Source organism: Vibrio caribbeanicus ATCC BAA-2122, from assembly GCF_000165125.1.
Lineage (GTDB): Bacteria > Pseudomonadota > Gammaproteobacteria > Enterobacterales > Vibrionaceae > Vibrio > Vibrio caribbeanicus.
Genome location: NZ_AEIU01000075.1, coordinates 218,296 through 240,545 on the forward strand (window position 1 = coordinate 218,296; position 22,250 = coordinate 240,545).

Here is a 22,250-nt window from a genome sequence, read left to right on the forward strand (position 1 = left end):
TAAATTTATCAACAAATCTGATGAAGTGCTTTAACTCTGCCATACTTTGGGATGGAGTTAATTCTGAGGGTAAAACGATGAGAAAGATTCGCGGTTTAATACTCGTTTTATTCATCGTTCCTTATATGAGCCAAGCTTCTCAGTACTTCAATAACATTGGCTGGCTTGATGCAACAAGCCAGCTTGCCAAACTTCTACAATACCCTGCTGTTGTTGAGGATATTTATCGTAATAATGACCGTCAGATGATTTGGTTTGACCTGCACCAGAGCAGTAAATTAGAGTTTCAGCTTGAGGTTATACATCACGCAAATTTTAGTCCACTTTTCTCTCGTCAACTTAGCTATCTACAGTTTTATAGAAAAAGTAACCGTTGGTATGAGTATGACGTTTTGGCAACAGACACCTTACTTCTATATTTGAGCTATGCTAACGTGGCCAACAAAATGGGGCACAAATGGTTTTTCAAGCGCAAAATGAATGAGCCATTACCTCTACCTCCCAACAGTGCCCTTGTTGCTACTCATCGAGCAATAGATCGTCAAGAGTTGGGCATTCTTATCGCAGCGTACACGCCCACAACACTTGGCTATAAATATCTCATTGACACTTATTTAAATATGGTTAGGTTCCAAAAGATGAATGTCTTAATCTACAGGCAAAATGGCATAAAAGAAATGGGAGACAGATTGGAGAATCGCGCTATTTTACTGAGAAGATTAGAGATGGTGGGTATTGATATCCACAGAGTACGCAAAGATGTGACTTGGTATGATGCCTCTCTAGAAGACGCTATAAAACAGTTTCAAAGCTTACATGGTATCGAAGTCGATGGTGTTATTGGTCCGGTAACTATTAAGTGGCTGAATCTTTCTGTGAACAAAAGGTTATCCATTCTAGCAATTAATGCTGAAAGAATACGTTACTGGCCAGATCAGAGAGAACAGTTAATCGTCGTAAATGTTCCAAGCTTTCATTTGAAGTATTGGCGTCTAGGCGAAACCGTATTTGAATCAAAAGTTGTTGTAGGGAGGCGAGGTCGTCCGACTCCGGTGATGACAACTAAGCTTCATTCACTTATTTTGAACCCAACTTGGAACGTTCCATGGAGGATCATGGTTGAAGATATTATCCCCAAAGTCAAAAAGGATAAAAATTATTTGGTACGTCACAACATCAAGATTGTACCTAAATGGGGAGCGAGTGATTTCATCAACCCTGAAAGCATAGATTGGGATAGACTTAAACCTAGCAGATTTCCCTATCAAATGACTCAAATGTCGGGGGATAAGAACGCGCTAGGGCTGTTTAAATTTAATACACCGAACAGACGTGCAATCTATCTTCATGATACTCCGGTAAAAAGTCTTTTTGACGAAACACAACGTGCATTCAGTTCGGGTTGTATTCGAATAGAGCACGCCGACCTATTTGCCGATTTACTTCTTGAGTCGGAAGGATTGGTTATAGAAGAAGAGGATAACGAACCTCTTGGCTCTAACCAATCGATACCACTTAAAAGTAGAATACCAGTTCATATTATTTACCAGACTGCATGGTATGAGGGAGGAAATGTTCATTACCGCGAAGATATTTACCGTATGGATAGGTTTCGATACACCAAAAGCTAATACTGACTGAAAAATGACATTTTCTTGGGGAAAAAAAACTGATTACGCTCAATAACTAACCGCGCTACTCGTTCTTGTTCTTATTTTTGCACGATTTTTGCATTTGCACTTACTCACTGAGTTCTGTAGTGTCCACGTTTTGACCAAAAAACGTAAGAATCAAGGTAGTAAGAGTGGTATTGTCTCGACGAAATTTTATGAAGCTCGCAGGAGGAAGTATTGCGGTCGCAAGTTGCAACCCAAAAGCTTTATTTGCCAATGAAAGGGAATCAGCACGAAGCCTAGCAATGAAAAGTCTTCACACGGGTGAGTGTATAGAAACATGTTATTTCAACGGCAGGCATTATGTTGAGAGTGAAATAAGAAAGCTGAACTATTTATGTCGTGATTTTAGGCGTGAAGAAGTTACGCCAATGGATAAGCGACTATTCGACCATATCGATGGAATACAGAATTTATTGGGCATTCAAGCCGAAGTTCTTCTTATTTCTGGGTATCGTTCTCCTGCCACGAACGAAGAATTACGTAAGCTATCCAAGGGTGTAGCAAAACGTAGTTATCATACATTAGGTCAGGCAATTGATTTCCGTTTGGATGGGGTCGACCTAAAGCAGGTTAGAGACGCTGCTTTTGAGTTAAAATTAGGTGGACTCGGTTATTACCCTGGTAGTGATTTCATTCATATTGATACTGGCCCAGTAAGGTACTGGAAGTACGGTTGACTCTAATTGAGTTGTCAAAGAGCAAGACAAATGTCATAGTGCTGCCAATCTTGATATTTGCAATTAGGTTACCTCATGTCATTGAAATACAGAACACTTCCAGTCACTCCCTTTGCTCAAAACTGCTCTATTGTGTGGTGCGATGAGACAATGGAAGCGATCGTCATCGATCCCGGTGGCGATATCGAACAATTAGAAGCACTCATTGATAATCTTAATGTCAATGTTGTAAACCTAGTTCTGACCCATGGCCATTTAGATCATGTCGGTGGAACAGAGAAGCTATCTGAGGCCTTGGGTGGTATCGCCATTATTGGTCCTCACCACGAAGACCTTTTCTGGTTAGAGGGGCTGGAAAAGCAAAGTCAAATGTTTGGCTTTCCCATAACTAAAGCGTTTAAACCTAGTAAATGGCTCTCTGAAGGGGATTCGGTAAGATTTGGTAATCAAATAATGGAAGTGCTACATACACCGGGCCATACGCCAGGGCATGTTGTACTATTTTGCCGTGATGCAAAGTTGGCCTTTGTTGGAGATGTACTTTTTAATGGCTCAGTTGGTAGGACAGATTTTCCGAAAGGTGATTTTGATACACTGATTGAATCAATAAAGACTAAGCTTTGGCCTCTTGGAAATGATGTAAAGTTTGTTCCCGGACACGGGCCCGAATCGACCATAGGTCATGAACGCAAAACCAATCCATTTGTTGCGGATTAAGAGTAGTGTTTGCCTGCAGCTAGGTATCGTCTGGCCAATCCAATGAATTCCTCTACAGGTCTGTCTAGGTCATTTTCGGGGATAAATATGTCGTAGTCATAGTAGCCCCTTTGATACTGCATTCGGTTGGCTAGCATAGCTTGCAAGCCCTCAAACTGTTCACCTTGTGAGGTGGTGAAGCTCTTTGAATCTAACACCATATCTTCAAAGTGTTCAATATGATTTTGCTGTTTTGCTCCAAGGTATAAAAGTGAGCGCTGATTGAATAAGATTTCCGTTATAATCCGTGGGCAAATGCTTTCTAAGTATGGGGAGTAATTTTTTAACTTTATGCCAACCCATGGAAGCGGGTGTTGCCATCCATCGTTGTCTGTGTAGACACAACGACCAATTTTCTCAATGTTGCACCATTGAGTTACCCATCCCCCCTTATAGAGGTGCTGTTGCAAGTGAGTCGCTGTCAAAGTGAACCTAACCACAGCTCTAATCATCATCATGTAACCAAATAATATTATAACGATTGAAAGGCATACCGTGACCAAAACCTGTTTCACGTTTGGCGCGATTAGGATTAAAGACATAACACACGCGCCAAAGAATAAGGTTAACCATTTCACCGAGGTTGATGAAAAAATAAAAGACTGATTTGTTAAATGTATTGTTTGCATGCTCAGTAATATATCGTCTACGCTATATACTTAGTTATAGCATTAAGAGCAGGGTAGTCGATCACCGATGCTATTGACTATTTTGTAGCCATAGTGCTGTCTCTTGTGCATTTTTGTGGCACAAAACACCCACAGCTCTATAATTGTTGACAAAATTTTGTTATAAAACGCGCTTCAAATTTTCACCACTGCCTTGTCTGCAGTGAAATGGAGAGGAACTCGATGAGACTTGCTCACAAGCGTAAAGTGCAAGCTAAATTGCAAAAGCACGTCAAAGCGACAGTTACTGCATCAGCAAAAACTGTAAAAGCGAAGCCTAAAGCTGAAAAAGTAGTAGCTGAGAAGTCGGCACAAGCTAAAAAGCCAGCGCAAACGACGCTAAACTCAGACGTTAGTTTAACAACTAAGCAACAACAAGTATTTGCTATCGTACAGGCTAATCCGAATGGCATTAACCCAAAATCCATCGGTCTTGAGGCCGGCCAGGAGGACTCTAAAGCAGCTTCGTGGGCAACTGGGGCTCTCAAAAAGCTGTTAGAGGAAAACCTGGTTGTAAAAGAGCAGGCATCAGGAAACAAAGTGATGTACAAGCCAGCCTAACTCTCTCAAGAAGTTAACCATCTAAAAAAGCCTTGACGTTGTCGAGGTTTTTTTTGATATATTGTGTTTTTGTACACAAACTACAAATATGATTTCATGAGTGTGGCTCTTTCTTGTTAATATTTCGAGTGTCCTGAAAACATTTGTTGTACTTTAGCTCTTAGTACTTCGAGGAATTGTGGCTATGTCTCTTCTTTCAAATAAGCACTCTTATTATCACGCTCATATTTACTTTGACCGAGAAACATTGAACTTTGCTAAACAGTTGAGGCGCAGTATTAGTCAAGTGTTTGATTTAGAGATCGGAGAGTTGCATCAAAAAAATGTTGGTCCCCATACTCTTTGGAGCTTCTCGGTGACTTTTGACAGTGAAAGATTCACAGTCCTATTGGCTTGGTTGGATAACTTCCGTGGTGATCTCTCAATTCTTATCCATGCGCTTACTGGGGATGATGTCAATGATCATACGAAATATACCTATTGGATAGGAACGCCTGTTCCACTTGATCTATCAAGGCTGCCGTGAGTTAAAAGTTGTTGAAGGTGTTTCTGTATTTGCTGATAACCTAACACTAAACCCATTTGGTAGCCAGTCTCAAGCTTTTTTCTGTCCATAGTCAATCGATTGATTGGAAAGTGACTAGGTGGGGCGAGTACATTCACGCTAACTCCTTCTGGTGGTGACTTTATGAAATCTAGCGCCTTATTATAATGAATGGCTCTGGTCGATAGCGCTTGAATTATTCTGGGTTGTTGATTCAACATTGTTTTCATTGCCCAATTAACTTTCTTTTGCTGCATTCTATAGTTTAGAGGTCTTGATAGGATCACGGTAATATCCGTTGCACCTCGCTTGTAAGCCTCTATTACAGGTATAGAGTCTGAAATCCCACCGTCTGCGTGACAACTTTCAGGGGTACAGGGAGTAGAGCGATAAGCAATTGGCATCGCACTAGTAGCCTCAAGTAAATAATTTATATTCTTGTGATCTATGCGGTAGTATTCAGCGTGACCAGTTGCGATGTTAGTAATTGAGGTAAAAAGGGGTATTGATGAGAAGAGTTGCTTCTTATTTAGTGGGTAAACCCTTTCTGACTCATTAAGTAACCACTGTATATCGACCAAGTGTCCTTTTTTAATGAACCTTATAGGATTAAAAAATTGTTTTTGAGTTGCTAGCTTAGTTATCACGTCGTAACTTCGCTTGTGTTGTTTGGATAAATAGTTTGCCAAATTTGACGTTCCAGCCGAAACACCTATCGCAAAGTCGTACGGGTAGAAATCTGCTTCAATATGAGCATCTAAAACACCGGCGGCAAAGATCCCTCTCATTGCACCCCCTTCAACAACAATGGCCTTCATTATTCTACCTTCATCAACAGCTCATAACCTTACTCTTACCGATAATAAGGTAAGAGTAAAAAAGATTATTCCATTTAATCTGATAGGTACCAGCTATCAACTTATTTGATGCCATTGAATAAAAGGTGAATGACACAATCTAATAAAAGCGAATGTTATAAAGGTATTATAAACAAATGATTTCCTCTAAATTATCTTAATAAGTCTCGCTTATGTATATTTGATGAATTTAAATTGGATCAGTTGTGTGGCATAAAGAATCTAGGTAATATCAGAGTGTATAAGTGCTTTTGTTTATATGGTTTTTTGTACAGTAATGTTGGAGGAGGTTTGATTTCTCCACTATACTGTATATAAAAACAGTACTTGTGGGGGTGTGATATGCTAAGTGACAAAATAGAGCGGGTCAATCGTCTTCGCCAAAAGGCGTTGGCAGATCCTGAATTTATACAGTCAGCAAAAGCGCATGAAAGAGCGCTGAAAAATGATACGCAATCTCAATATGAAAAAAAAAGTCATAGAAAGAGTAAGAGTTTAGCTGACATATACCAACATACTGAGTTTACGGGTTATAACTCCAACCCAAATCATTAATTGTTTATTTACTAAGTTAGCCATAAGGTGATCGGGCACGGTAATGGTAAGCGTTGCTTTAGGAGCATGTTACAAAGCCTATTTATGTTCAAATAGCTAGAAAAAGGTGCCAATCAATAACGCTATTCTACTAGAACTCGATAATTTGATAATGGTCTTAACTCAAAACTCAGTTTTGTTTATGGACATCCAGCAATTAGCTTAACGGAAGCGGTCATGTGTTTCTATTGAGCGATGGCGATTTCATCGTTCTCATCTCACCAATAATGGTGAGCGAGAGCCCAAACCAAATTAATCCAAAACTTACTGCTTTTATTTGGTCGAAAGCCTCGCTAAATAAATATATAGCGAGAAAAAACTGAATAGATGGCTCGATATATTGCATTAATCCTATTGTTGATATCGGTGTTTGACGTATTGCGATCGAGTAGAAAATGAGAGGTAAAAGTGTCACTATTGCTGAGCCGATATAAAGAAATAGGTCTAAAAAATGAGCATCTGTAATACTAAGCCCGTAGTTCTGGTCCTTATAAATTAGGTAGATTAAAGCAAAGGGGAAAAGTACAACAGCTTCCACAAAGAGACCTTCACTCCATGAATACTTGCTTTTCTTTTTACACCAACCATATAACGTAAAAAATATCGCCATAGTGATTGAAATAAAAGGAATAGCTTGATAATGAATCACTTGATAAAGAAGGCCGGAGCAAGCAAAGAATAATGTTAACTTTTGACTGAATGTCAGCTTTTCCTTTAAGAAAAAGACCCCAAGTAGCATCATAGTAATAGGGCTAATAAAGAAACCTAAACTTGCTTCAATCACTCTTTCAGATGTTAATGCCCATGTAAATGCAACCCATGATATAGACATGGTAATGCTTGCGGCAAAAGTGAAGTAGAGTGATGACATATCGCGAGTTAATTTGGTGAAACTCGGAGCTCTCCTTTTGATGACTAGCACCAAAATGAAAGTAAGAGGGAGGGTTGCTATCAAACGGATACTTAATAACTCATCCGGTACTGCACCGGGTAAAAATTGGTAATACAGAGGAAGTAGTCCCCATAGCACGAAAGAAAATCCGGCTACCATCGTACTTTGTCGTTGAGTTAACATAGCATTTAAATTCGTTTGAAAAGAGTTCTCGAAGTTAAAACGAATAATTTTAAAAGTAAAGTATGCGACCTGCTTAACACACTGTTCATGACAAGGTTTGGTAGATTCATATTTTTAGTTCTAGTATTCATGAGTAAGAGCATACTATGTCCGAGATAACCTCAAGGCTTAAACAAATTAAAGTAATACCAATTTTATCGGTTGATAGCCTTGATACGGTAATCCCAGTTGCAACATTACTAAATGATAATCGATTACCTTGTATAGAAGTAACTTTTCGCACCAGCTTTGCGGCTGATGCTATAGCAATGATTCGAGAGCAGTTCCCAAATATGTGTATAGGCGCCGGAACTGTTTTGACAACTGAACAGGTTGATCAAGCGGTGGCCGCGGGTGCTGATTTTATTGTTGCTCCTGGGTTCAATCCATTTATTGTTGATTATTGCTTACAGCGGAATATCACCTTTATACCCGGAGTGAACAACCCGAGTCTAATTGAGCAAGCAATGCAAAGAGGGATAACAATGGTGAAGTATTTTCCTGCCGAGCTTTCTGGTGGTGTAGAAATGTTGAAGTTACTCGACAACCTATATCCGGTTAACTTTATGCCAACTGGTGGCATAAACCGAGACAATATAAATGAGTATCTCGATGTTTCGTCTGTAGTTGCATGTGGAGGGACATGGCTATTGCCACAAGATCTTATCGCGCGTCAAAGGTGGGATGAGATTTCTCAATTGATCAGAAAAACAGTGGCTTCGATTGGCGTTGAAAGTTAGTCCCTATGTTTATACATATGAAAGCGCTCTGAGGAAGCTAATATATGGAACTATTACACTAGGGTACCTGTAATTTCTGGTGATATTCTATTGATTCATCATGGTAAAATATTGTTTTAAAGAGCTTAATTCGTAAAATTGCTGTGATGCATCAGAACATGTAAAATGACGTTCGATTATTTTTGTCATCAGCCCCCTTTCACCTGTATCTGAGCTTGTTTAAAGCTTTGAGTAGAACGAGGTCTAATCAGAGTTATGAGTAGTTTTGAACAAAAACGCCAGTTTTATCGGCTCAAGTATCCGAAGAGAGCCAGACCATATGTAAGGCTTGGAGAAGAGATGTTTCAGGTAACGGAAGTCTCTGAGGGTGGAATGAGGATGATTGTGAATAATTTCAATTCAATGTACAAGGGGCTTTCCATCAAAGGTATTTTGAACTTGAATGATGAAGACCAAGTCGAAATTGAAGGCGCAGTCCTACGTTTCGACCAAGGAGAGGTGATTGTGCAACTTCGGAAGGGGCCAACATTTAAAATAATGGTTGAGCAGCAGCGTCATATAAAAACAAAATACCCCGTTTTTTTTGCTAAGCTTCGTGAAAGAATCACTCTTGCTCAATCCATACAATAGATTCACACCCTTTTGAACTTTGTTAGGGTGAGTTTGTCCTAATTTCCTTTTAGGGGATACTGGGCTCTAGTCTGTGAAAATAATTAAAGATTCTATACTCGTTTCGGCTTTTTTCTTTTTATGTTCTTTTGGATGCGGAGACGACACGGATAAGTCATCTCAAAAGATAAACCTTCAAGTTGCGGAAAGTCACGACCGAGCATTAATAAACGTTGTCTAGTTTTTGTTCTGAACCAATAAAAGGTCAGTAAGAGCTGAAGTTTTTTGCTCTTACTGACTTTGGTTCACTCCTTGAGAGCGTAAACTTTTGTTAAGAGAATATTGTTGCGGCAATGTTTAGTTTGACTAGCGAAAGGACCTCCCCCTTAAAGGTAATTTCAACTGCCTTACCGCATTTGTTACTCTGGGCTTTTGAGACTCAACCCTTTTGTAACTCAGTAGCATGGATTCATCGAAAGCCTTCTCAGATTTTAGTTCAAGACAGAGAGCATCTATCATTGATTTATCAACATTCCACATTGTAAATAAATGAACGTAGTGTCGTACCCGTTCAACTTCTTTACCGTCTTCTATCGACTTGATTGTCGAGCTCTCTTTGGCAAGTGAATAGCGAAAAACGATGTCCTCATTTGGTTGGCAAAAAATTAATGATAGTGATAATGGTGTTCGTTGTAGCCAAAGATTTTCGGGTAGGTTGTATCCTTTCTCTTTCCAGTATTCAGCTACGTTTCGTATTTTCTGATAGGCGTACTGAGCGATTTCTTGTGCTTGCATAATCATGTCAATCTGACGTTGGTAATCGTTTCTTGCAAAGTATTCCCAAAGGATTATTGGAGACAGACCATTTCGTGATCCTGCAAATGTCGTATCGGGAGAACCGATATATTCTGGTTTGTCGGGAGGTGAGACCATGTATTTCTGTTTGGTCATATAAACACCGGTTGGCCATGGTGCGCCTGGCCATTTATGGCCGCTTGTTACGATAGAATGAACCATGGGATTTCTGAAATCAAAGTCGGGGCCTGTATAGTCTCCAATTAGTTTGAAGAAATCATCATATTCTCGGCATGCTTTTGCCATTTTAATAAAAGGAACATAACTTGCTCCAAGAGCACCATCGATATGAATCCAGTATCCAGATCGTGTTTCACATTCACCCCAAGGTTCATTTGGATCTACTGGTACTTTTCTTTCCCATAAGTTATTTTTTTTCAGTATCGGTTCAAGTCTATGGCACACTTGTTTAACGTCGTCATAAGCGCCTTTGAATGTTGTTCCGCAATTCAGAATCAAAAGAATGGGGAAGCCTCGCTCAGCAAAAAACTGGACATATTTCTCAAGCTTATCCACATCGATTGCTCCTGAGCCAGCTGGAAGCATCTCTGTTGGCATTTCAGATTCAACCTCTAGAGGCCAAGGTTGACCGGGGGAGACGGGATTTTCTCCGGGAAACATACGATTACCTATTTCTCCAAAAGTCTCTACTTTCTCAATTGACATGGCCTTTATGATAGAGTAGTGAGTGTCCTCTGAAAAAAAAGCAACTGGCGTATAAGCATTAGGGTTGTCTACTGGGGGGATAGGGTGGTGAGCATAGACTTGATTTTGTGAAATAACTTTCCCGCACTCGGTCTCTGCTTTTATCTCCTCTTCAAGAAGCATGACACCGCTCAAATAATCTCGAGCATTTAGTGTCCCATATAAGTTCCCTTCAGTACTTCCCATCGTAAGGACGTAGCCCCAATAACTCTCAGGATCGCCTCGTTGAAACTGATTATTTTCATCAATAAATGACCCCTGAGAGGGCCATTTAGCGTTCCATAGAGAGGCGTAGTAATCTAATACCGAGCGCTCGATACTTTTCGAGTTCATGGTGTAGTTTCCGTTTATAAACGGGTCTCCTACATTATTTAAACTCATGTCCAAGAAAGGTGCCATGACAGTTTGATAGTGAATATCTTCTTCCGTCTGATAACCGAGAAAGTTACGTTTTTGTCGGTTAGTGTATGCGGTAAATTGATCGTACATGTTTTGCCTTTCACACTCAGTTTGTCCGATCGGAGGTAATTCAATATCAAAGCCATTAATAGCTTGTTGTGTTTGATCGAAGTCAAAATTTCTTTTGGTATAAATATCTTTGGGGTCGCATGAGGGAGGAGAAACATTGTTGACCGCAAACTCTGGAACCTGTTCCATCCACGGTACTTTTTTTGGTCCGAAGTGGACTCTTGTATTTTTACTCATAATTTTGCTCCAAATTTTAATGATTTTTTTAGGAACATGCAGCAAGCGTTTCACTGCTACCTAGCCAGTACAGGAAAACCTGTGTATATCTCACTATAGGAAACATAGTTTTACTTAATGTTACGACTTTTGTTTGTGTGATTTATTTCAATTAAAATTAGTTTTTTATTTATATAAATATCAAAGTAAACAGCTTATAAACATTTTATGAACAATTTATCCAAATAAAAATTGCCAAATATATATTTAACGTCTAATTGTTAATATGACCTCGGTTTCAGTGGATAATATATGTATATCGTGGTCGTTGGCTGGGTGATAAAGGTTAGCGTACTCTCAAAAGTGGGTACCAGACACAAACATAATAAAGTTAACCGAATGTCATTCATAATCCCGAATTAGCTCGCTAACCTCGAGAGGTTTATGATGAACTTAGGCTTTAAAACAAGGATATATATAGGCGTAGGGGTGCTTGTTGCCCTTTCACTTATCATACTAGGAACCCTCAACATTTTATCTATGAAAAGTAAAATGATTGAAGGTTTAACATCGAAAACATCAGACAAGCTTAGTTTCCATGTCGCTGAGCTTGAACAAATGATGCAGTTCAAAACGGATGTGATTAAATTTGGAGCACAAAGCTTTAACAATGAGTTGAGTGATTCAGAAAACCAGCATCTAGTAGAGTTGTTATCGGATAGCTCTGCACTATCTAACGTTATAATGACCTATGAAGATGGTCGGTCTTTTATGTCTTTAGATGGTAAAAAAGGTGATTTTCGTTCGCGCAACTGGTATCAAGATGCGAAGGTATCAAGAGGCGTTAAATTAACAGACATATATGTTGATCAATTAACCAATAAACAAGTTATGAGTGTGACCATGCCAGTGGTAAAAAATGGTCAGTTTATTGGTGTTTTACTCGGTGATATTCCACTTGGAGAGGTAATTACTGCGGTCAATAATATGCGTTTCGCTGGTGGCGCTGCTACCTTAAGTGACAAGAACGCGGTATTTTTCGCTAGCGATGACCCAACAGACATCGGTAGAACACCTTCTCAAATTAGCCCAACCTTTAAATCGATGGAGAGAATGTTCTCTAACCAGCAGTCTGGTCACTTAACATTTCCGTATCTAGGAATTCAGTTTGATGGGTACTTTGAGCGTGTTAACCTGGGCTCAGGCATGTACTGGACTTTGATGGTTTTTGTTGACCAAGAGACCGCTCTTGTTGGCGTGTACAATGCTGTTTATGATGCTCTCATTACTGGTGGAGCGCTGCTTTTCATCAGCTTTGGTTCCATTTTTCTGATTATTCATTATGCCTATCAGCCTTTGCTGAAACTAAAGGATGCCGTGCTTGATTTATCACAAGGTACCGGGGACTTGACGCAAAGACTGGAGGTAGATGGACAGGACGATCTCGCTCAAATTAGTAGAGGTTTCAATGGCTTTGTTGAGAACCTTCAAGAAATGATGATAAGTATCTCTCACGCAAGCCAAAACATTTCGGTGAGTGTTGACCAACTTGGAACAACGGCAAAAGACAATGAAAATAAGCTGCTTACTCACTCTAGAGAAACTGAGCAGGTTGTTACAGCAATAACTGAAATGAGCGAAAGCGCTCGTACAGTTGCAGAGAATGTCCATCAATCAAACAGAATTACTGAGGGGGCAAGTAAAGAGGCTAGTTCATCCTTATGCATAGTTGACAATGCTGTTAATACAGTAAGCGCACTGGTATCCGAAGTGGATGAGATGTCAGCAATTATTATGTCTTTGAATCGGGATGCTAACAAAATTAGCAATGTACTTAATGTTATAGGGGAAATTTCGGAACAAACAAATTTGTTGGCGCTCAATGCTGCGATAGAGGCGGCGAGAGCGGGTGAGCAGGGCAGAGGATTTGCGGTTGTTGCAGATGAGGTAAGAGCACTTGCCGCACGTACACAAAACAGTACGATGGAAATATCAGATATGCTCAGTAAACTGCTAACTGGAACGGAGAGTGTGGTATCTGCAATGGACGCAACTAAGAACCAGTGTCAAGAAACCGCAGGAAAAACCTCTGAAGTCTCTCATAGCCTTTCAATTATGAGTAATTCGGTAAAAGAAATTGATGACGTAAGTACACAAATTGCCAACGCAACTGAGGAACAAAGTACGGTTGCTGAGGAGTTGAGTCGAAATATGCTATCAATCCGTGACATTGTAACGTCTCTGGTTGCAAGTGGGCAACAAACGGTACAGGCAACCGAGTTGTTGAGTGGTACAAACGATGACCTGAAGAAGCAAGTAGCAAACTTTAAGCTCTACTAAATTGTGCGCCACAAATCCACTGTCGAAGGGAAGCTCAGCTTCCCTTTCTATTTACTCTTTTTTAATTAAACAAGGTTATTATGCAGAGTATCTATCCTTGTAAATTATAGGGAGGTATAAATTACATGAACTCAAATTTACCCTTCATGATGGCCCAATGTCCCGGGAACGAGCAGAAAAATGAGTAATCGCCTCCGGCCTTCATATTTGCAGTACTAAATGTAATCGTTGTTGATTCGCCTCCACCAATTACTTTTGTATGCGCTAATACTCTCGAATCATTGGGTTTGATATAATTATTGGCAAGTCCCGCAGACATACCTTCTGTGGCGACAGGTTGAATATCTGATGTTTTGGTAATAACAACATTATGCCCCATCGCCGCAGCAGGTAAACTCCCTGTGTGGTTCAGAGTCAATGTGACTTCTTTGCAGCTTGATGGAACACTTAACGTGTTTGATGAATATTTCATTGCATCTGTAGCGTCGACAGAAATATTGCAGTTTGCTTGTGCTCCAAGGCTCAATGTTGCCAAGCCTAATGCTGCTATACGTAGGAACATGATAATCTCTCCTAATTTATTAATATAATAAACAAAATGTTACATTAACGCAGAGGTATTATTGTCCATCAAGCGTACAAAAAGCGTGATGGAGCACCAATTAATGCTACGTTGTATTACGCACAACCTGTCGTCGTAACAATTTCACACCCATTGCCCCAACATATTTATACTGATGTCACACAATGAGTTATCTAATCCTTCCGTGTGTACGCAATTAAGTTATTGTGCGATCAAAGACCGCAAAGATAGCGGAAGCAATTACCTCATATCACGTCATTCATCATTTCTATAATACCTACCCAATTCTGTCTTTGTGATAGAAGAAACAATTAAATTAAACCTATATATTGACAAAATTTAACGTAACTATACTATATCTAGCACTCAAATGATAATGGTTATCATTTGTAACTGTGGGGTTATTATGAGTATTACTGTCTATTCAAAACCAAAATGTGTCCAATGTGATGCGACTATCAAGGCATTGGATGTTATTGGTTCATCGTACAGAGTTGTGGATGTGAGTTCAGATACGAACGCGTTTGAATCTATTAAATCTATGGGATATCGCCAAGTACCTGTTGTTGTCGCTGGGGAACAACATTGGTCAGGCTTTCGTCCTGATATGATTAAAAAGTTAAAATAATGATTGTTTTCTATTCGAGCGTCTCTGGAAACACGGCTAGATTTGTTGAGCGTTTGTCTCTCAAATCTGTACGTATAGAGGGTGATATGGATAGCGAGACCCCCATTATATCTCATCCTTATGTTCTTATTTGCCCGACTTATTCTGATTGCTACGGAAAGGGCGCGGTGCCAAAAGCCGTTATCAAAATGTTGAATAACATGACTAATAGACAAAACCTTTGTGGGGTAATTGGTGCGGGAAATCGTAACTTTGGACCTTACTTTGCGCAAGCAGGGCGCATTATTGCGGATAAATGCAATGTCCCTTTACTTTATTGTATAGAACTTGCTGGCACCCAAGAAGACGTCACCATCGTCCGTAAAGGATTAAAGCAGCTTTGGAAACAGAATGAAAAATAAAACCATAGAAGAATCTTTAGACTACCATGCACTTAATGCCATGCTGAATTTGCTAAGTGAACAAGGGGATATTCAGTTCTCAGCTGACAAAGAAGCAGCGCGGCAGTTTTTTCTTCAACACGTTAATCAAAATACAGTGTTCTTTCACAATCTTAAAGAGAAACTTGATTACCTCGTTAGTCATAATTATTACGAGGTCGAGGTTCTTTCTCAATACGATAGCCAGTTCTTGGATGAAATCTGGGATAGAGCTTACAAAGTAAAGTTTCGTTTTAGAACGTTTCTTGGGGCTTATAAGTTTTTCACTTCTTATGCATTGAAAACTCGTGATGGCAAACGCTACTTAGAGAGATTTGAAGACCGTGTTGTTATGACCGCTCTAACACTCGCTCGTGGTGATAAGGGTTTTGCTATTGATTTAATGGAAGAGGTTATTTACCAACGATTTCAGCCTGCAACACCAACATTCACTAATGCTGGTAAACGAAGTCGAGGAGAATTAATTTCATGCTTTCTGCTTCGAATCGAAGACAACATGGAGAGTATCGGACGAGCTATTAACTCATCATTACAGTTGTCAAGAAGAGGAGGGGGGTTGCACTTCTGTTAACCAATTTACGAGAAATGGGAGCCCCAATTAAAGGTATTACTGGTCAAAGCTCGGGTGTTATTCCCGTAATGAAACTACTTGAAGATAGTTTTTCTTACGCGAATCAGCTTGGTGCGAGACAAGGTGCGGGAGCGGTATATCTAAATGTTCACCACCCTGACATTATGCAGTTTCTTGATACGAAGAGAGAGAATGCCGACGAAAAAATTCGGATTAAAACTCTTAGCCTTGGAGTTGTTATTCCAGATATTACCTTGGAACTTGCTAAGCAAAATAAAGATATGTATTTGTTTTCTCCTTATGATGTGGAGCGCGTATATGGTGTTCCTTTTTCAGAAGTAAGTGTCAGCGAGAAGTACGATGAGATGGTTGATGATGCGCGTATTCAAAAAAGTAAAATTAGCGCAAGAGGGCTGTTCCAGACATTAGCTGAAATTCAGTTTGAGTCTGGTTACCCATACATAATGTTTGAAGATACGGTAAATCAAGCAAACCCCATAAATGGCCGCATTAATATGTCAAATTTATGCTCTGAGATTTTACAAGTTAATACAAGCTCTCAGTTTAACGAGGACCTAAGCTATCAGTCTCTAGGTCGGGACATTTCTTGTAATCTTGGCTCAATGAACATTGCAAAAGCGTTGGATGGTAAATCGATAGGTCATTCGGTTGAAGTGGCGATCAGAGCGTTGACTGCTGTATCTGAAATGAGTGCTATTGATAGTGTACCCTCAATACGAAAAGGCAATGATGAGAGCCATGCGATCGGTTTGGGACAGATGAACCTACATGGGTTCCTTGCAAGAGAGGAAGTGCACTACGATTCTGATGAAGCTGTCGATTTCACTCGTTGTTATTTTGCTTGTGTACTGTTTTATTGCCTCAAGGCATCGAATCAATTGGCTCGCGAGAAGCAAAGCGTTTTTGATGGATTCGAGCAATCAGATTATGCAGATGGGTCTTTTTTCGATAAGTATCTTGAGCAAGAATTTTCTCCTCAAACTGAGATGATTTCTCGTATTTTAGAACGTTTAGAGTTGTCGGTTCCCTCTAAAGAAGATTGGCTATGGTTGAAAGAGCAGGTAATGAAGAGTGGCTTGTATAATCGAAATTTACAGGCGATTCCACCGACAGGCTCGATAAGCTACATCAACGACTCTACTGCTTCTATTCATCCGGTTACCTCTAAAATTGAAATCCGCAAAGAGGGAAAAATTGGTCGTGTTTATTTCCCTGCTCCCTACTTGACCAATGATAACTTGGAGTATTTTAGAGACGCTTATGAAATTGGTGCTGAGGCGATTATCGATGTTTATGCAGCAGCGACGGAACATGTCGATCAGGGTTTATCCTGTACACTCTTTTTTAATGATGGCGTGACGACACGAGATATCAATAAAGCGCAAATTTATGCTTGGAAAAAACGGCTGAAAACTTTGTATTACATAAGAATGAGGCAGGCTGCTTTGGATGGTACACAAGTTGAGGGATGCGTATCTTGCGCACTTTAATACGAATTTGGATACATAATGATGAATGATAAACGTTTTACTACTGTGTCAGCAATAAATTGGAATCGTATTCAAGACAACAAAGATCTGGAGATTTGGAATCGCTTGACGGTGAACTTTTGGCTGCCAGAGAAGATACCTTTGTCGAATGACATTCAAAGTTGGAAACAGCTAACAGAAGATGAGCAGGTGTTAACAACGAGAGTATTTACCGGTCTGACACTACTTGACACAATCCAAAATACTGTGGGGGCACCAGTACTGATGAAAGATGCTAGGACACCTCATGAAGAGGCGGTCTTAAGTAACATAGCGTTCATGGAAGCGGTTCATGCTAGAAGTTACTCTTCTATATTTTCGACGCTATGTACTACTCCTCAAATTGATGAGGCGTTCCGTTGGGCGGAGGAAAACCCACTTTTGCAACAAAAAGCAAAGATAATTTTGGATGATTATCTGCAAGATAGTGGACCACTTGAGAAAAAAATTGCCAGTGTTTTCCTCGAAAGCTTCTTGTTTTACTCGGGCTTTTATTTGCCCATGCATTGGTCGAGTCGAGCAAAGCTTACTAATACCGCTGACCTTATTCGTTTGATCATTCGCGATGAGGCGATACACGGTTATTATATTGGTTATAAGTTCCAACTTGGCTATCAGGAATTAGACGAGGCTCGACAAGAACAGCTCAAGGATAAAGCTTACTCATTATTATTGTCGTTGTATGATATTGAATGTCAATATACTGAGTCGTTATATGACCAAGTCGGTTTAACAGAAGATGTTAAACACTTTCTTCATTACAATGCCAATAAAGCTCTTATGAATTTGGGATTTGAAGCACTTTTTCCTCAGGAGTTATGTAATGTAAATCCAGCTATTATGGCTGCACTGTCCCCAAATTCTGACGAGAATCATGATTTTTTCTCGGGATCTGGGTCGTCCTATGTTATCGGTAAAGCTGTTGTTACTGAAGATGAAGACTGGGACTTCTGAATTAAATAATAAGGCCCAGTGTAATCTGGACCTTATTATTTAGAGTTACTCGACTTTCATTGCTAGACGAGTTCGGTACCTTCTTTCTTTGCTTTCCGTATGTCTTTGTAGAGACAGACGCACAGTAATACCATGACTCCGGCAGCAATAGCTGGCCACATCAAAACATAGAGAGTAAGCATTAAACTTGACATTGAGGCACCTCGTTTACTTTAGTTTCTTGCTCTGAAGGATCGTTGAATGATACAACGCTACTGTTAATGCGATTAAAATCGAAATGAGTTTGCGATTTGAGACTGCATATAACACAGACCAATGTACTGGCACCGTAGGCGGTCATAGAACTGAGGAGGACTGGGTAATCCCGAAGACCATCTAATGCAAATGGCGTGATGATAAGGAAAGCGGCTCCTCCAACAACGCAAGCCGCTCTTAAACCAAAGAAGCCAAATGTCATTAAACCAATAACAACACCGCCACCTACAGATGCGATAATCTCGAACAGTAAAGCAAACAAACCCTCAAACTCGATTAGTTGGAATCGTGTGACGAGAAAAGCACCAAAGCCAGCAATCGCTGCTCCTGTAAAAGCAATATTGTTGACTCTACTCCAATAAAGACTGGCAATCACAGGGAATACGATGGCTCCCCATAAAGCACCGACAAAAACTAACATGGTTAATATGTCGAATTTTAGGCATGCAAGCATTACAGCAGTAAAGGTTGCTGTAACCATAGTAACGCGTCCAACAAAGAGCATAGTTTTAGGATTTACTTTGCCTTTTGACAGGTGTTTACCATAGACATCTGTCATCACCAGCGCTGATAAAGCGGATAGGTCAGAATCTGCTGTTGAAGATAGAGAACCAATAACCATGATAAAGAATAACCCGACAAAGAAAGGCGAGAGATAAGTGGCTGCCATCTGAGGTATCAGATTGTTATATACACCATCTTGAGGAACGATACCTGCCAGTAAAGCGAGAAATCCAAGCATACCTAGGCCAATCACTATAGACGCATAACCAATCGTTGCCGTTATGAATGTGGGCTTGAGCAGATCTTCTCTCACTGCGAACAAACGTTGAGCTATGGTCTGGTTTCCAATTGCGTAAGCAAGTACCGCAACAAAATAAGGAGCCCCTTGCTCAAGTATCGCCGTTTGTGAGTAGAAACTAGACTGTTCTGCGCTAATGTTAAGCATTCCTTTATCAAACAATTCACTTCCCCCAAGCTGGAAGAAAATGATCGGGATGATCACCACAGCGGCAAAGATCATGGCGACCACTTGCCCAAAATCAGTTGTGACTGAAGAGCGGAACCCAGACCATATTGTATAGCTCAAAACTCCAACTCCAGCTATTACAACACCATGGATAAAACTCAACGGAGATAAAATTTCGAGTAGTGCGCCAGCTGCAGTAAAGTTCACTGTTAGACTTATTAAACTACCGACGATATTCGAGCCTGCCATAATCATTTGACTCGAACGGCCGTGTCGAGCGTGCATAATTTCTGCGAGCGTGTGTGCTTTAGGAGCAACCTGTCTAAAACGTTTTCCAAAAGGATAAATAAAAAATATCATGAGAGCACCCCAAAAGCCGTAATGGAGTGCGCCTGAAAGGCCATACTTATAGCCAGAAGTTGCAGCTGCATAAAATGAAGCAGCCCAAATCCATGTGGCTGTCATACTGGCTGCAGCCATACCGAATCCAATAGAATTATTGGATACCATGTAGCCGTCGACGTTTTCTTCTTTTCGTGCCAGTGTTAATGACACTAAAAAAGTTAAACCATAAAAGCAGAACAGCAGTATGAGAGCTGTCTGAGTAGACATTTGATACATTGTTTCACCTTACTTCCCTGAACGAGAAAATAAACCGAGAAGAATGACCCCCGCATCTTGCGAGGGGAAAATCGTTATTTTTCTGTGTTACTTATAATGACTTTCAAAGCATTATTCTTTTCGGCATTGATAAAGGTGTCGTAGGCTTGAGCTGTTTCTGATAAATCAAAGTGATGGGTGCGTAGTTTTTCTGGTTGCAAATGACCCGCACGGATTTGCTTGATTAAGTCTGGAGTGGTGTAGGTATGCACAAGACCAGCTGTCATTGTGAAGTTTCTTTTCCACATATCTTCAAGGTTTATTGGTGCAGATTTACCGTGTACTCCGAGAACAGCAATGTTTCCACCGGGACGAACTAATTTCTGGGACATATCCCAACCTGCAGGTATACCAATGGCCTCAATGACAACATCAACGCCGACGTTATCGGTCATCTCCAGAATCTGTTGAACGGCAGTATTTTCGGAGTTATTCAGAGTATGTGTCGCCCCTAACTCTTTTGCTGTTTCAAGACGATGAGGGTTATTATCGATCGCGTATATTTCGCTCGGAGAAAAGAATTTTGCAGTCATAAGTGCTGCTAAACCAACAGGGCCACAACCGATAACAGCGACTGAATCGGCAGGCTTGAGCTTACCGTCTAATACTCCGACTTCATAGCCAGTTGGGAATATGTCGCTAAGAAAGACCAAAGATTCAATATCGATATCCTCTGGCGCAGGGAACAAACTATTATCACCGTGTGGAATTCTTACGTATTCGGCTTGGCAACCATCTATTTCGTTACCTAAAATCCATCCCCCGTTTAAGCACTGACCGAATTGTGACTTATGGCACATGGAGCAAGTGCCGCATGAAGTGATACAAGACACGATGACTCTGTCTCCGGGTTTGAAGTTCGCAATGCGGCTACCGCATTCTTCAACAATTCCTACTCCTTCATGGCCCAGAATTGTATCATCTTTAAATGTGGAGACATTACCCCTTAATATGTGCAGGTCAGTACCACAGATCGTTGTTTTTTCAATTCGTACGATGACATCGGTATCTTCAATCAGTGTTGGTTTCGGTCTTTCTTGCAGAGAATGATTTCCCTGACTATCTAATACATAAGCTTTCACTTTTGCCTCACCTTTTAAGTAATTACAAACGTTGTTAATAAATCTAGAATTAATAATAATTTAAAATAGATATCTTCCTTTTCTTTTATAATCTTTAATGTCAATAAAAGTGACTAATGTTTAAAGATCCCCAAAGGAAAGTTGAAAAATTATTGCACATGTAAATAAAAAGTAAATTTAATTGGGGTAGTTTTTTGTGATCTAATTCTTTTTGTTTTTTTTAAATAGTGATTATTTGAACGATACACGGTTAAATGAAGCTATTTTTTCAATTATTTAAAGATGTATAATTTATTTTCACTTAAATTCATATGTTGATAAATTTTTTAAGATTAGCTTGTAGTTGAGCAGTGGATACATGTTGTTATTTCTATAAAAAGTTTATAGAAGTCAATTTTATAGTTCGAGTTCGATAGGCAGAATTTTTAGTTTATATATCCAATTGATAATAGAGTTCAGGTTTCAGTTCATGGTCATAGTATTTAAGTTAGGAAAGCAATGCTGAAAAATGGTGGGTTTTTTTCTAGGTTGTGATGATATAGTTAGCCATTTGTCGGCCCCTGAAGGCAAAATGACCTTTTTTAAAATTAACCTTTCTGGATGAGCCTTGCAATTTTAGACTACTAGGTATGAAGGCTTAAAATCTCAGAATAGTGAGAGTAACGAGGATAAAAAATGACAATATTAATATTTAGTTTGATCTCAGCAGCTTTGCTTCCCTATATCGCTAAAATACCTGTAGCTATCGCGATGAATAAAGAGGGAGGGTATGACAACAATCATCCGCGAGACCAGCAAGCGAAGCTACAAGGCTTTGGCGCTCGGGCATTAGCTGCGCATCAGAATGCTTTTGAATCACTTATCGTTTTTTCATCTGCGATTTTGCTCGCGATCGCAACAGAGACCGTTGGTGACACTATCGAAATACTAGCAATAACGCATATCATCGCTAGAGTGCTTTATCATATCCTCTATTTAATCAATATTGGTATCTTGCGCTCCCTGTCATGGGGCGTCGGTATTATTTGTTCATTTATCATCATGGTGCAATGTGTTTAAAAGGCTGTTTATACCCAAGTAACCTCAAGATGCTAGGTTCAGCGAGAATGGCTTGCTTTACAGGCAAGGCAACGATTTGAAAATCTAGCCATCTAAATTGAAAATCGGTAACGAGGCA

23 protein-coding genes are annotated in these 22,250 nt (G+C 39.9%); 15 read left to right on the forward strand and 8 right to left on the reverse strand.

Going from position 1 to position 22,250, the window contains the following annotated elements; all coding sequences use genetic code 11:
• Nucleotides 1-77: 77 nt before the first annotated feature.
• The 3 genes from RH40_RS11920 to RH40_RS11930 all read left to right on the forward strand — a co-directional run bounded on the left by RH40_RS11920 (nt 78) and on the right by RH40_RS11930 (nt 3,070).
• On the forward strand, nt 78-1,631 hold the full coding sequence (locus tag RH40_RS11920) for a L,D-transpeptidase family protein (protein WP_009601773.1): 1,554 nt from the start codon (nt 78-80) through the stop codon (nt 1,629-1,631).
• Between the two features lie 173 nt (nt 1,632-1,804).
• On the forward strand, nt 1,805-2,353 hold the full coding sequence (gene mepK, locus RH40_RS11925; protein ID WP_009601774.1) for a peptidoglycan L,D-endopeptidase MepK: 549 nt from the start codon (nt 1,805-1,807) through the stop codon (nt 2,351-2,353).
• Nucleotides 2,354-2,428: 75 nt separating this feature from the next.
• Nucleotides 2,429-3,070 (forward strand): MBL fold metallo-hydrolase, encoded by a 642-nt coding sequence (locus tag RH40_RS11930; protein WP_039954640.1) that lies wholly within the window; start codon nt 2,429-2,431, stop codon nt 3,068-3,070.
• On the opposite strand, the gene RH40_RS11935 is transcribed toward RH40_RS11930, so the two are convergent.
• Nucleotides 3,067-3,738 (reverse strand): DUF2982 domain-containing protein, encoded by a 672-nt coding sequence (locus tag RH40_RS11935; RefSeq protein ID WP_039954641.1) that lies wholly within the window; start codon nt 3,736-3,738, stop codon nt 3,067-3,069. The genes RH40_RS11930 and RH40_RS11935 overlap by 4 nt on opposite strands.
• A gap of 222 nt (nt 3,739-3,960) precedes the next feature.
• Between RH40_RS11935 and RH40_RS11940 the strand changes: the two genes are divergently transcribed.
• Nucleotides 3,961-4,338, forward strand: a complete 378-nt coding sequence (locus RH40_RS11940; protein ID WP_009601777.1) for a hypothetical protein — start codon at nt 3,961-3,963, stop codon at nt 4,336-4,338.
• A 184-nt stretch (nt 4,339-4,522) separates the two neighbouring features.
• Nucleotides 4,523-4,864, forward strand: coding sequence for a DOPA 4,5-dioxygenase family protein (locus tag RH40_RS11945; protein ID WP_039954642.1), 342 nt, complete (start codon nt 4,523-4,525; stop codon nt 4,862-4,864).
• Here the strand turns inward: RH40_RS11945 and RH40_RS11950 are convergent.
• Entirely contained in the window at nt 4,816-5,700 is an 885-nt protein-coding gene (locus tag RH40_RS11950; protein ID WP_009601779.1) for a patatin-like phospholipase family protein, read from the reverse strand. The genes RH40_RS11945 and RH40_RS11950 overlap by 49 nt on opposite strands.
• Nucleotides 5,701-6,081: 381 nt before the next feature.
• Between RH40_RS11950 and RH40_RS11955 the strand changes: the two genes are divergently transcribed.
• A complete protein-coding gene (locus tag RH40_RS11955; protein ID WP_009601780.1) occupies nt 6,082-6,294 on the forward strand; it encodes a hypothetical protein in 213 nt (70 codons plus the stop codon).
• Nucleotides 6,295-6,508: 214 nt separating this feature from the next.
• Here the strand turns inward: RH40_RS11955 and rarD are convergent, their stop codons facing one another.
• Nucleotides 6,509-7,408 carry an EamA family transporter RarD gene (gene rarD / locus RH40_RS11960; RefSeq protein ID WP_009601781.1) on the reverse strand — a complete coding sequence of 300 codons (900 nt, stop codon included), beginning with the start codon at nt 7,406-7,408 and terminating at the stop codon, nt 6,509-6,511.
• A gap of 146 nt (nt 7,409-7,554) precedes the next feature.
• Between rarD and RH40_RS11965 the strand changes: the two genes are divergently transcribed.
• Together RH40_RS11965 and RH40_RS11970 are read left to right on the forward strand one after the other, a co-directional pair.
• Nucleotides 7,555-8,187: a bifunctional 4-hydroxy-2-oxoglutarate aldolase/2-dehydro-3-deoxy-phosphogluconate aldolase gene (locus RH40_RS11965; protein ID WP_009601782.1), complete on the forward strand. Its 633-nt coding sequence runs from the start codon at nt 7,555-7,557 to the stop codon at nt 8,185-8,187.
• A 255-nt stretch (nt 8,188-8,442) separates the two neighbouring features.
• The gene (locus tag RH40_RS11970; protein ID WP_009601783.1) at nt 8,443-8,817 is read left to right on the forward strand and encodes a PilZ domain-containing protein; all 375 of its coding nucleotides are present in this window, start codon (nt 8,443-8,445) and stop codon (nt 8,815-8,817) included.
• Nucleotides 8,818-9,162: 345 nt separating this feature from the next.
• Here RH40_RS11970 and RH40_RS11975 read toward each other — a convergent pair whose 3' ends face one another.
• Nucleotides 9,163-11,061, reverse strand: a complete 1,899-nt coding sequence (locus RH40_RS11975) for a pyridoxal-dependent decarboxylase (RefSeq protein ID WP_009601784.1) — start codon at nt 11,059-11,061, stop codon at nt 9,163-9,165.
• A gap of 426 nt (nt 11,062-11,487) precedes the next feature.
• On the opposite strand from RH40_RS11975, the gene RH40_RS11980 reads away from it, so the two are divergent.
• The gene (locus tag RH40_RS11980) at nt 11,488-13,380 is read left to right on the forward strand and encodes a methyl-accepting chemotaxis protein (protein ID WP_039954644.1); all 1,893 of its coding nucleotides are present in this window, start codon (nt 11,488-11,490) and stop codon (nt 13,378-13,380) included.
• A gap of 121 nt (nt 13,381-13,501) precedes the next feature.
• Here RH40_RS11980 and azu read toward each other — a convergent pair whose 3' ends face one another.
• Entirely contained in the window at nt 13,502-13,942 is a 441-nt protein-coding gene (gene azu / locus RH40_RS11985; protein ID WP_009601786.1) for an azurin, read from the reverse strand.
• 427 nt (nt 13,943-14,369) lie between these two features.
• Between azu and nrdH the strand changes: the two genes are divergently transcribed.
• Genes nrdH through nrdF form a run of 5 tightly spaced genes read left to right on the forward strand, consistent with a single transcriptional unit; the run spans nt 14,370 to nt 18,106 of the window.
• Complete coding sequence (gene nrdH / locus RH40_RS11990; RefSeq protein WP_009601787.1) at nt 14,370-14,591, forward strand: glutaredoxin-like protein NrdH; 222 nt, start codon at nt 14,370-14,372, stop codon at nt 14,589-14,591.
• Nucleotides 14,591-14,992, forward strand: a complete 402-nt coding sequence (gene nrdI, locus RH40_RS11995) for a class Ib ribonucleoside-diphosphate reductase assembly flavoprotein NrdI (RefSeq protein WP_009601788.1) — start codon at nt 14,591-14,593, stop codon at nt 14,990-14,992. Before nrdH ends, nrdI begins: the two co-directional genes overlap by 1 nt.
• Nucleotides 14,982-15,602, forward strand: coding sequence for a ribonucleotide reductase N-terminal alpha domain-containing protein (locus tag RH40_RS21315; protein WP_338131534.1), 621 nt, complete (start codon nt 14,982-14,984; stop codon nt 15,600-15,602). The genes nrdI and RH40_RS21315 overlap by 11 nt, the downstream gene beginning before the upstream one ends.
• Nucleotides 15,603-15,616: 14 nt before the next feature.
• Nucleotides 15,617-17,113 (forward strand): class 1b ribonucleoside-diphosphate reductase subunit alpha, encoded by a 1,497-nt coding sequence (gene nrdE, locus RH40_RS12000; RefSeq protein ID WP_338131535.1) that lies wholly within the window; start codon nt 15,617-15,619, stop codon nt 17,111-17,113.
• Between the two features lie 21 nt (nt 17,114-17,134).
• Complete coding sequence (gene nrdF, locus RH40_RS12005) at nt 17,135-18,106, forward strand: class 1b ribonucleoside-diphosphate reductase subunit beta (protein WP_009601789.1); 972 nt, start codon at nt 17,135-17,137, stop codon at nt 18,104-18,106.
• Nucleotides 18,107-18,168: 62 nt separating this feature from the next.
• Here nrdF and RH40_RS21085 read toward each other — a convergent pair whose 3' ends face one another.
• The 3 genes from RH40_RS21085 to RH40_RS12015 all read right to left on the reverse strand — a co-directional run bounded on the left by RH40_RS21085 (nt 18,169) and on the right by RH40_RS12015 (nt 21,073).
• On the reverse strand, nt 18,169-18,300 hold the full coding sequence (locus RH40_RS21085) for a putative transporter small subunit (RefSeq protein ID WP_009601790.1): 132 nt from the start codon (nt 18,298-18,300) through the stop codon (nt 18,169-18,171).
• Nucleotides 18,288-19,952 carry a sodium:solute symporter family protein gene (locus tag RH40_RS12010; protein WP_009601791.1) on the reverse strand — a complete coding sequence of 555 codons (1,665 nt, stop codon included), beginning with the start codon at nt 19,950-19,952 and terminating at the stop codon, nt 18,288-18,290. Before RH40_RS12010 ends, RH40_RS21085 begins: the two co-directional genes overlap by 13 nt.
• A gap of 74 nt (nt 19,953-20,026) precedes the next feature.
• Entirely contained in the window at nt 20,027-21,073 is a 1,047-nt protein-coding gene (locus RH40_RS12015) for a zinc-dependent alcohol dehydrogenase family protein (RefSeq protein ID WP_009601792.1), read from the reverse strand.
• 675 nt (nt 21,074-21,748) lie between these two features.
• On the opposite strand from RH40_RS12015, the gene RH40_RS12020 reads away from it, so the two are divergent.
• Nucleotides 21,749-22,132, forward strand: a complete 384-nt coding sequence (locus RH40_RS12020) for an MAPEG family protein (RefSeq protein ID WP_009601793.1) — start codon at nt 21,749-21,751, stop codon at nt 22,130-22,132.
• Nucleotides 22,133-22,250 lie beyond the last annotated feature (118 nt).

Bases quoted from the DNA above. Each gene is read 5' to 3' on its own strand.
- RH40_RS12020 (WP_009601793.1), top strand. From the start codon at position 21,749: ATGACAATATTAATATTTAGTTTGATCTCAGCAGCTTTGCTTCCCTAT.
- RH40_RS11955 (WP_009601780.1), top strand. From the start codon at position 6,082: ATGCTAAGTGACAAAATAGAGCGGGTCAATCGTCTTCGCCAAAAGGCG.
- RH40_RS11920 (WP_009601773.1), top strand. From the start codon at position 78: ATGAGAAAGATTCGCGGTTTAATACTCGTTTTATTCATCGTTCCTTAT.
- RH40_RS11930 (WP_039954640.1), top strand. From the start codon at position 2,429: ATGTCATTGAAATACAGAACACTTCCAGTCACTCCCTTTGCTCAAAAC.
- RH40_RS11950 (WP_009601779.1), bottom strand. From the start codon at position 5,700: ATGAAGGCCATTGTTGTTGAAGGGGGTGCAATGAGAGGGATCTTTGCC.
- RH40_RS11935 (WP_039954641.1), bottom strand. From the start codon at position 3,738: ATGCAAACAATACATTTAACAAATCAGTCTTTTATTTTTTCATCAACC.
- RH40_RS12010 (WP_009601791.1), bottom strand. From the start codon at position 19,952: ATGTATCAAATGTCTACTCAGACAGCTCTCATACTGCTGTTCTGCTTT.
- nrdI (WP_009601788.1), top strand. From the start codon at position 14,591: ATGATTGTTTTCTATTCGAGCGTCTCTGGAAACACGGCTAGATTTGTT.
- nrdE (WP_338131535.1), top strand. From the start codon at position 15,617: ATGGGAGCCCCAATTAAAGGTATTACTGGTCAAAGCTCGGGTGTTATT.
- RH40_RS11945 (WP_039954642.1), top strand. From the start codon at position 4,523: ATGTCTCTTCTTTCAAATAAGCACTCTTATTATCACGCTCATATTTAC.
- RH40_RS21085 (WP_009601790.1), bottom strand. From the start codon at position 18,300: ATGTCAAGTTTAATGCTTACTCTCTATGTTTTGATGTGGCCAGCTATT.
- azu (WP_009601786.1), bottom strand. From the start codon at position 13,942: ATGTTCCTACGTATAGCAGCATTAGGCTTGGCAACATTGAGCCTTGGA.
- RH40_RS11975 (WP_009601784.1), bottom strand. From the start codon at position 11,061: ATGAGTAAAAATACAAGAGTCCACTTCGGACCAAAAAAAGTACCGTGG.
- RH40_RS11940 (WP_009601777.1), top strand. From the start codon at position 3,961: ATGAGACTTGCTCACAAGCGTAAAGTGCAAGCTAAATTGCAAAAGCAC.
- rarD (WP_009601781.1), bottom strand. From the start codon at position 7,408: ATGTTAACTCAACGACAAAGTACGATGGTAGCCGGATTTTCTTTCGTG.
- nrdF (WP_009601789.1), top strand. From the start codon at position 17,135: ATGAATGATAAACGTTTTACTACTGTGTCAGCAATAAATTGGAATCGT.
- RH40_RS21315 (WP_338131534.1), top strand. From the start codon at position 14,982: ATGAAAAATAAAACCATAGAAGAATCTTTAGACTACCATGCACTTAAT.
- RH40_RS11965 (WP_009601782.1), top strand. From the start codon at position 7,555: ATGTCCGAGATAACCTCAAGGCTTAAACAAATTAAAGTAATACCAATT.
- RH40_RS11970 (WP_009601783.1), top strand. From the start codon at position 8,443: ATGAGTAGTTTTGAACAAAAACGCCAGTTTTATCGGCTCAAGTATCCG.
- RH40_RS11980 (WP_039954644.1), top strand. From the start codon at position 11,488: ATGAACTTAGGCTTTAAAACAAGGATATATATAGGCGTAGGGGTGCTT.
- nrdH (WP_009601787.1), top strand. From the start codon at position 14,370: ATGAGTATTACTGTCTATTCAAAACCAAAATGTGTCCAATGTGATGCG.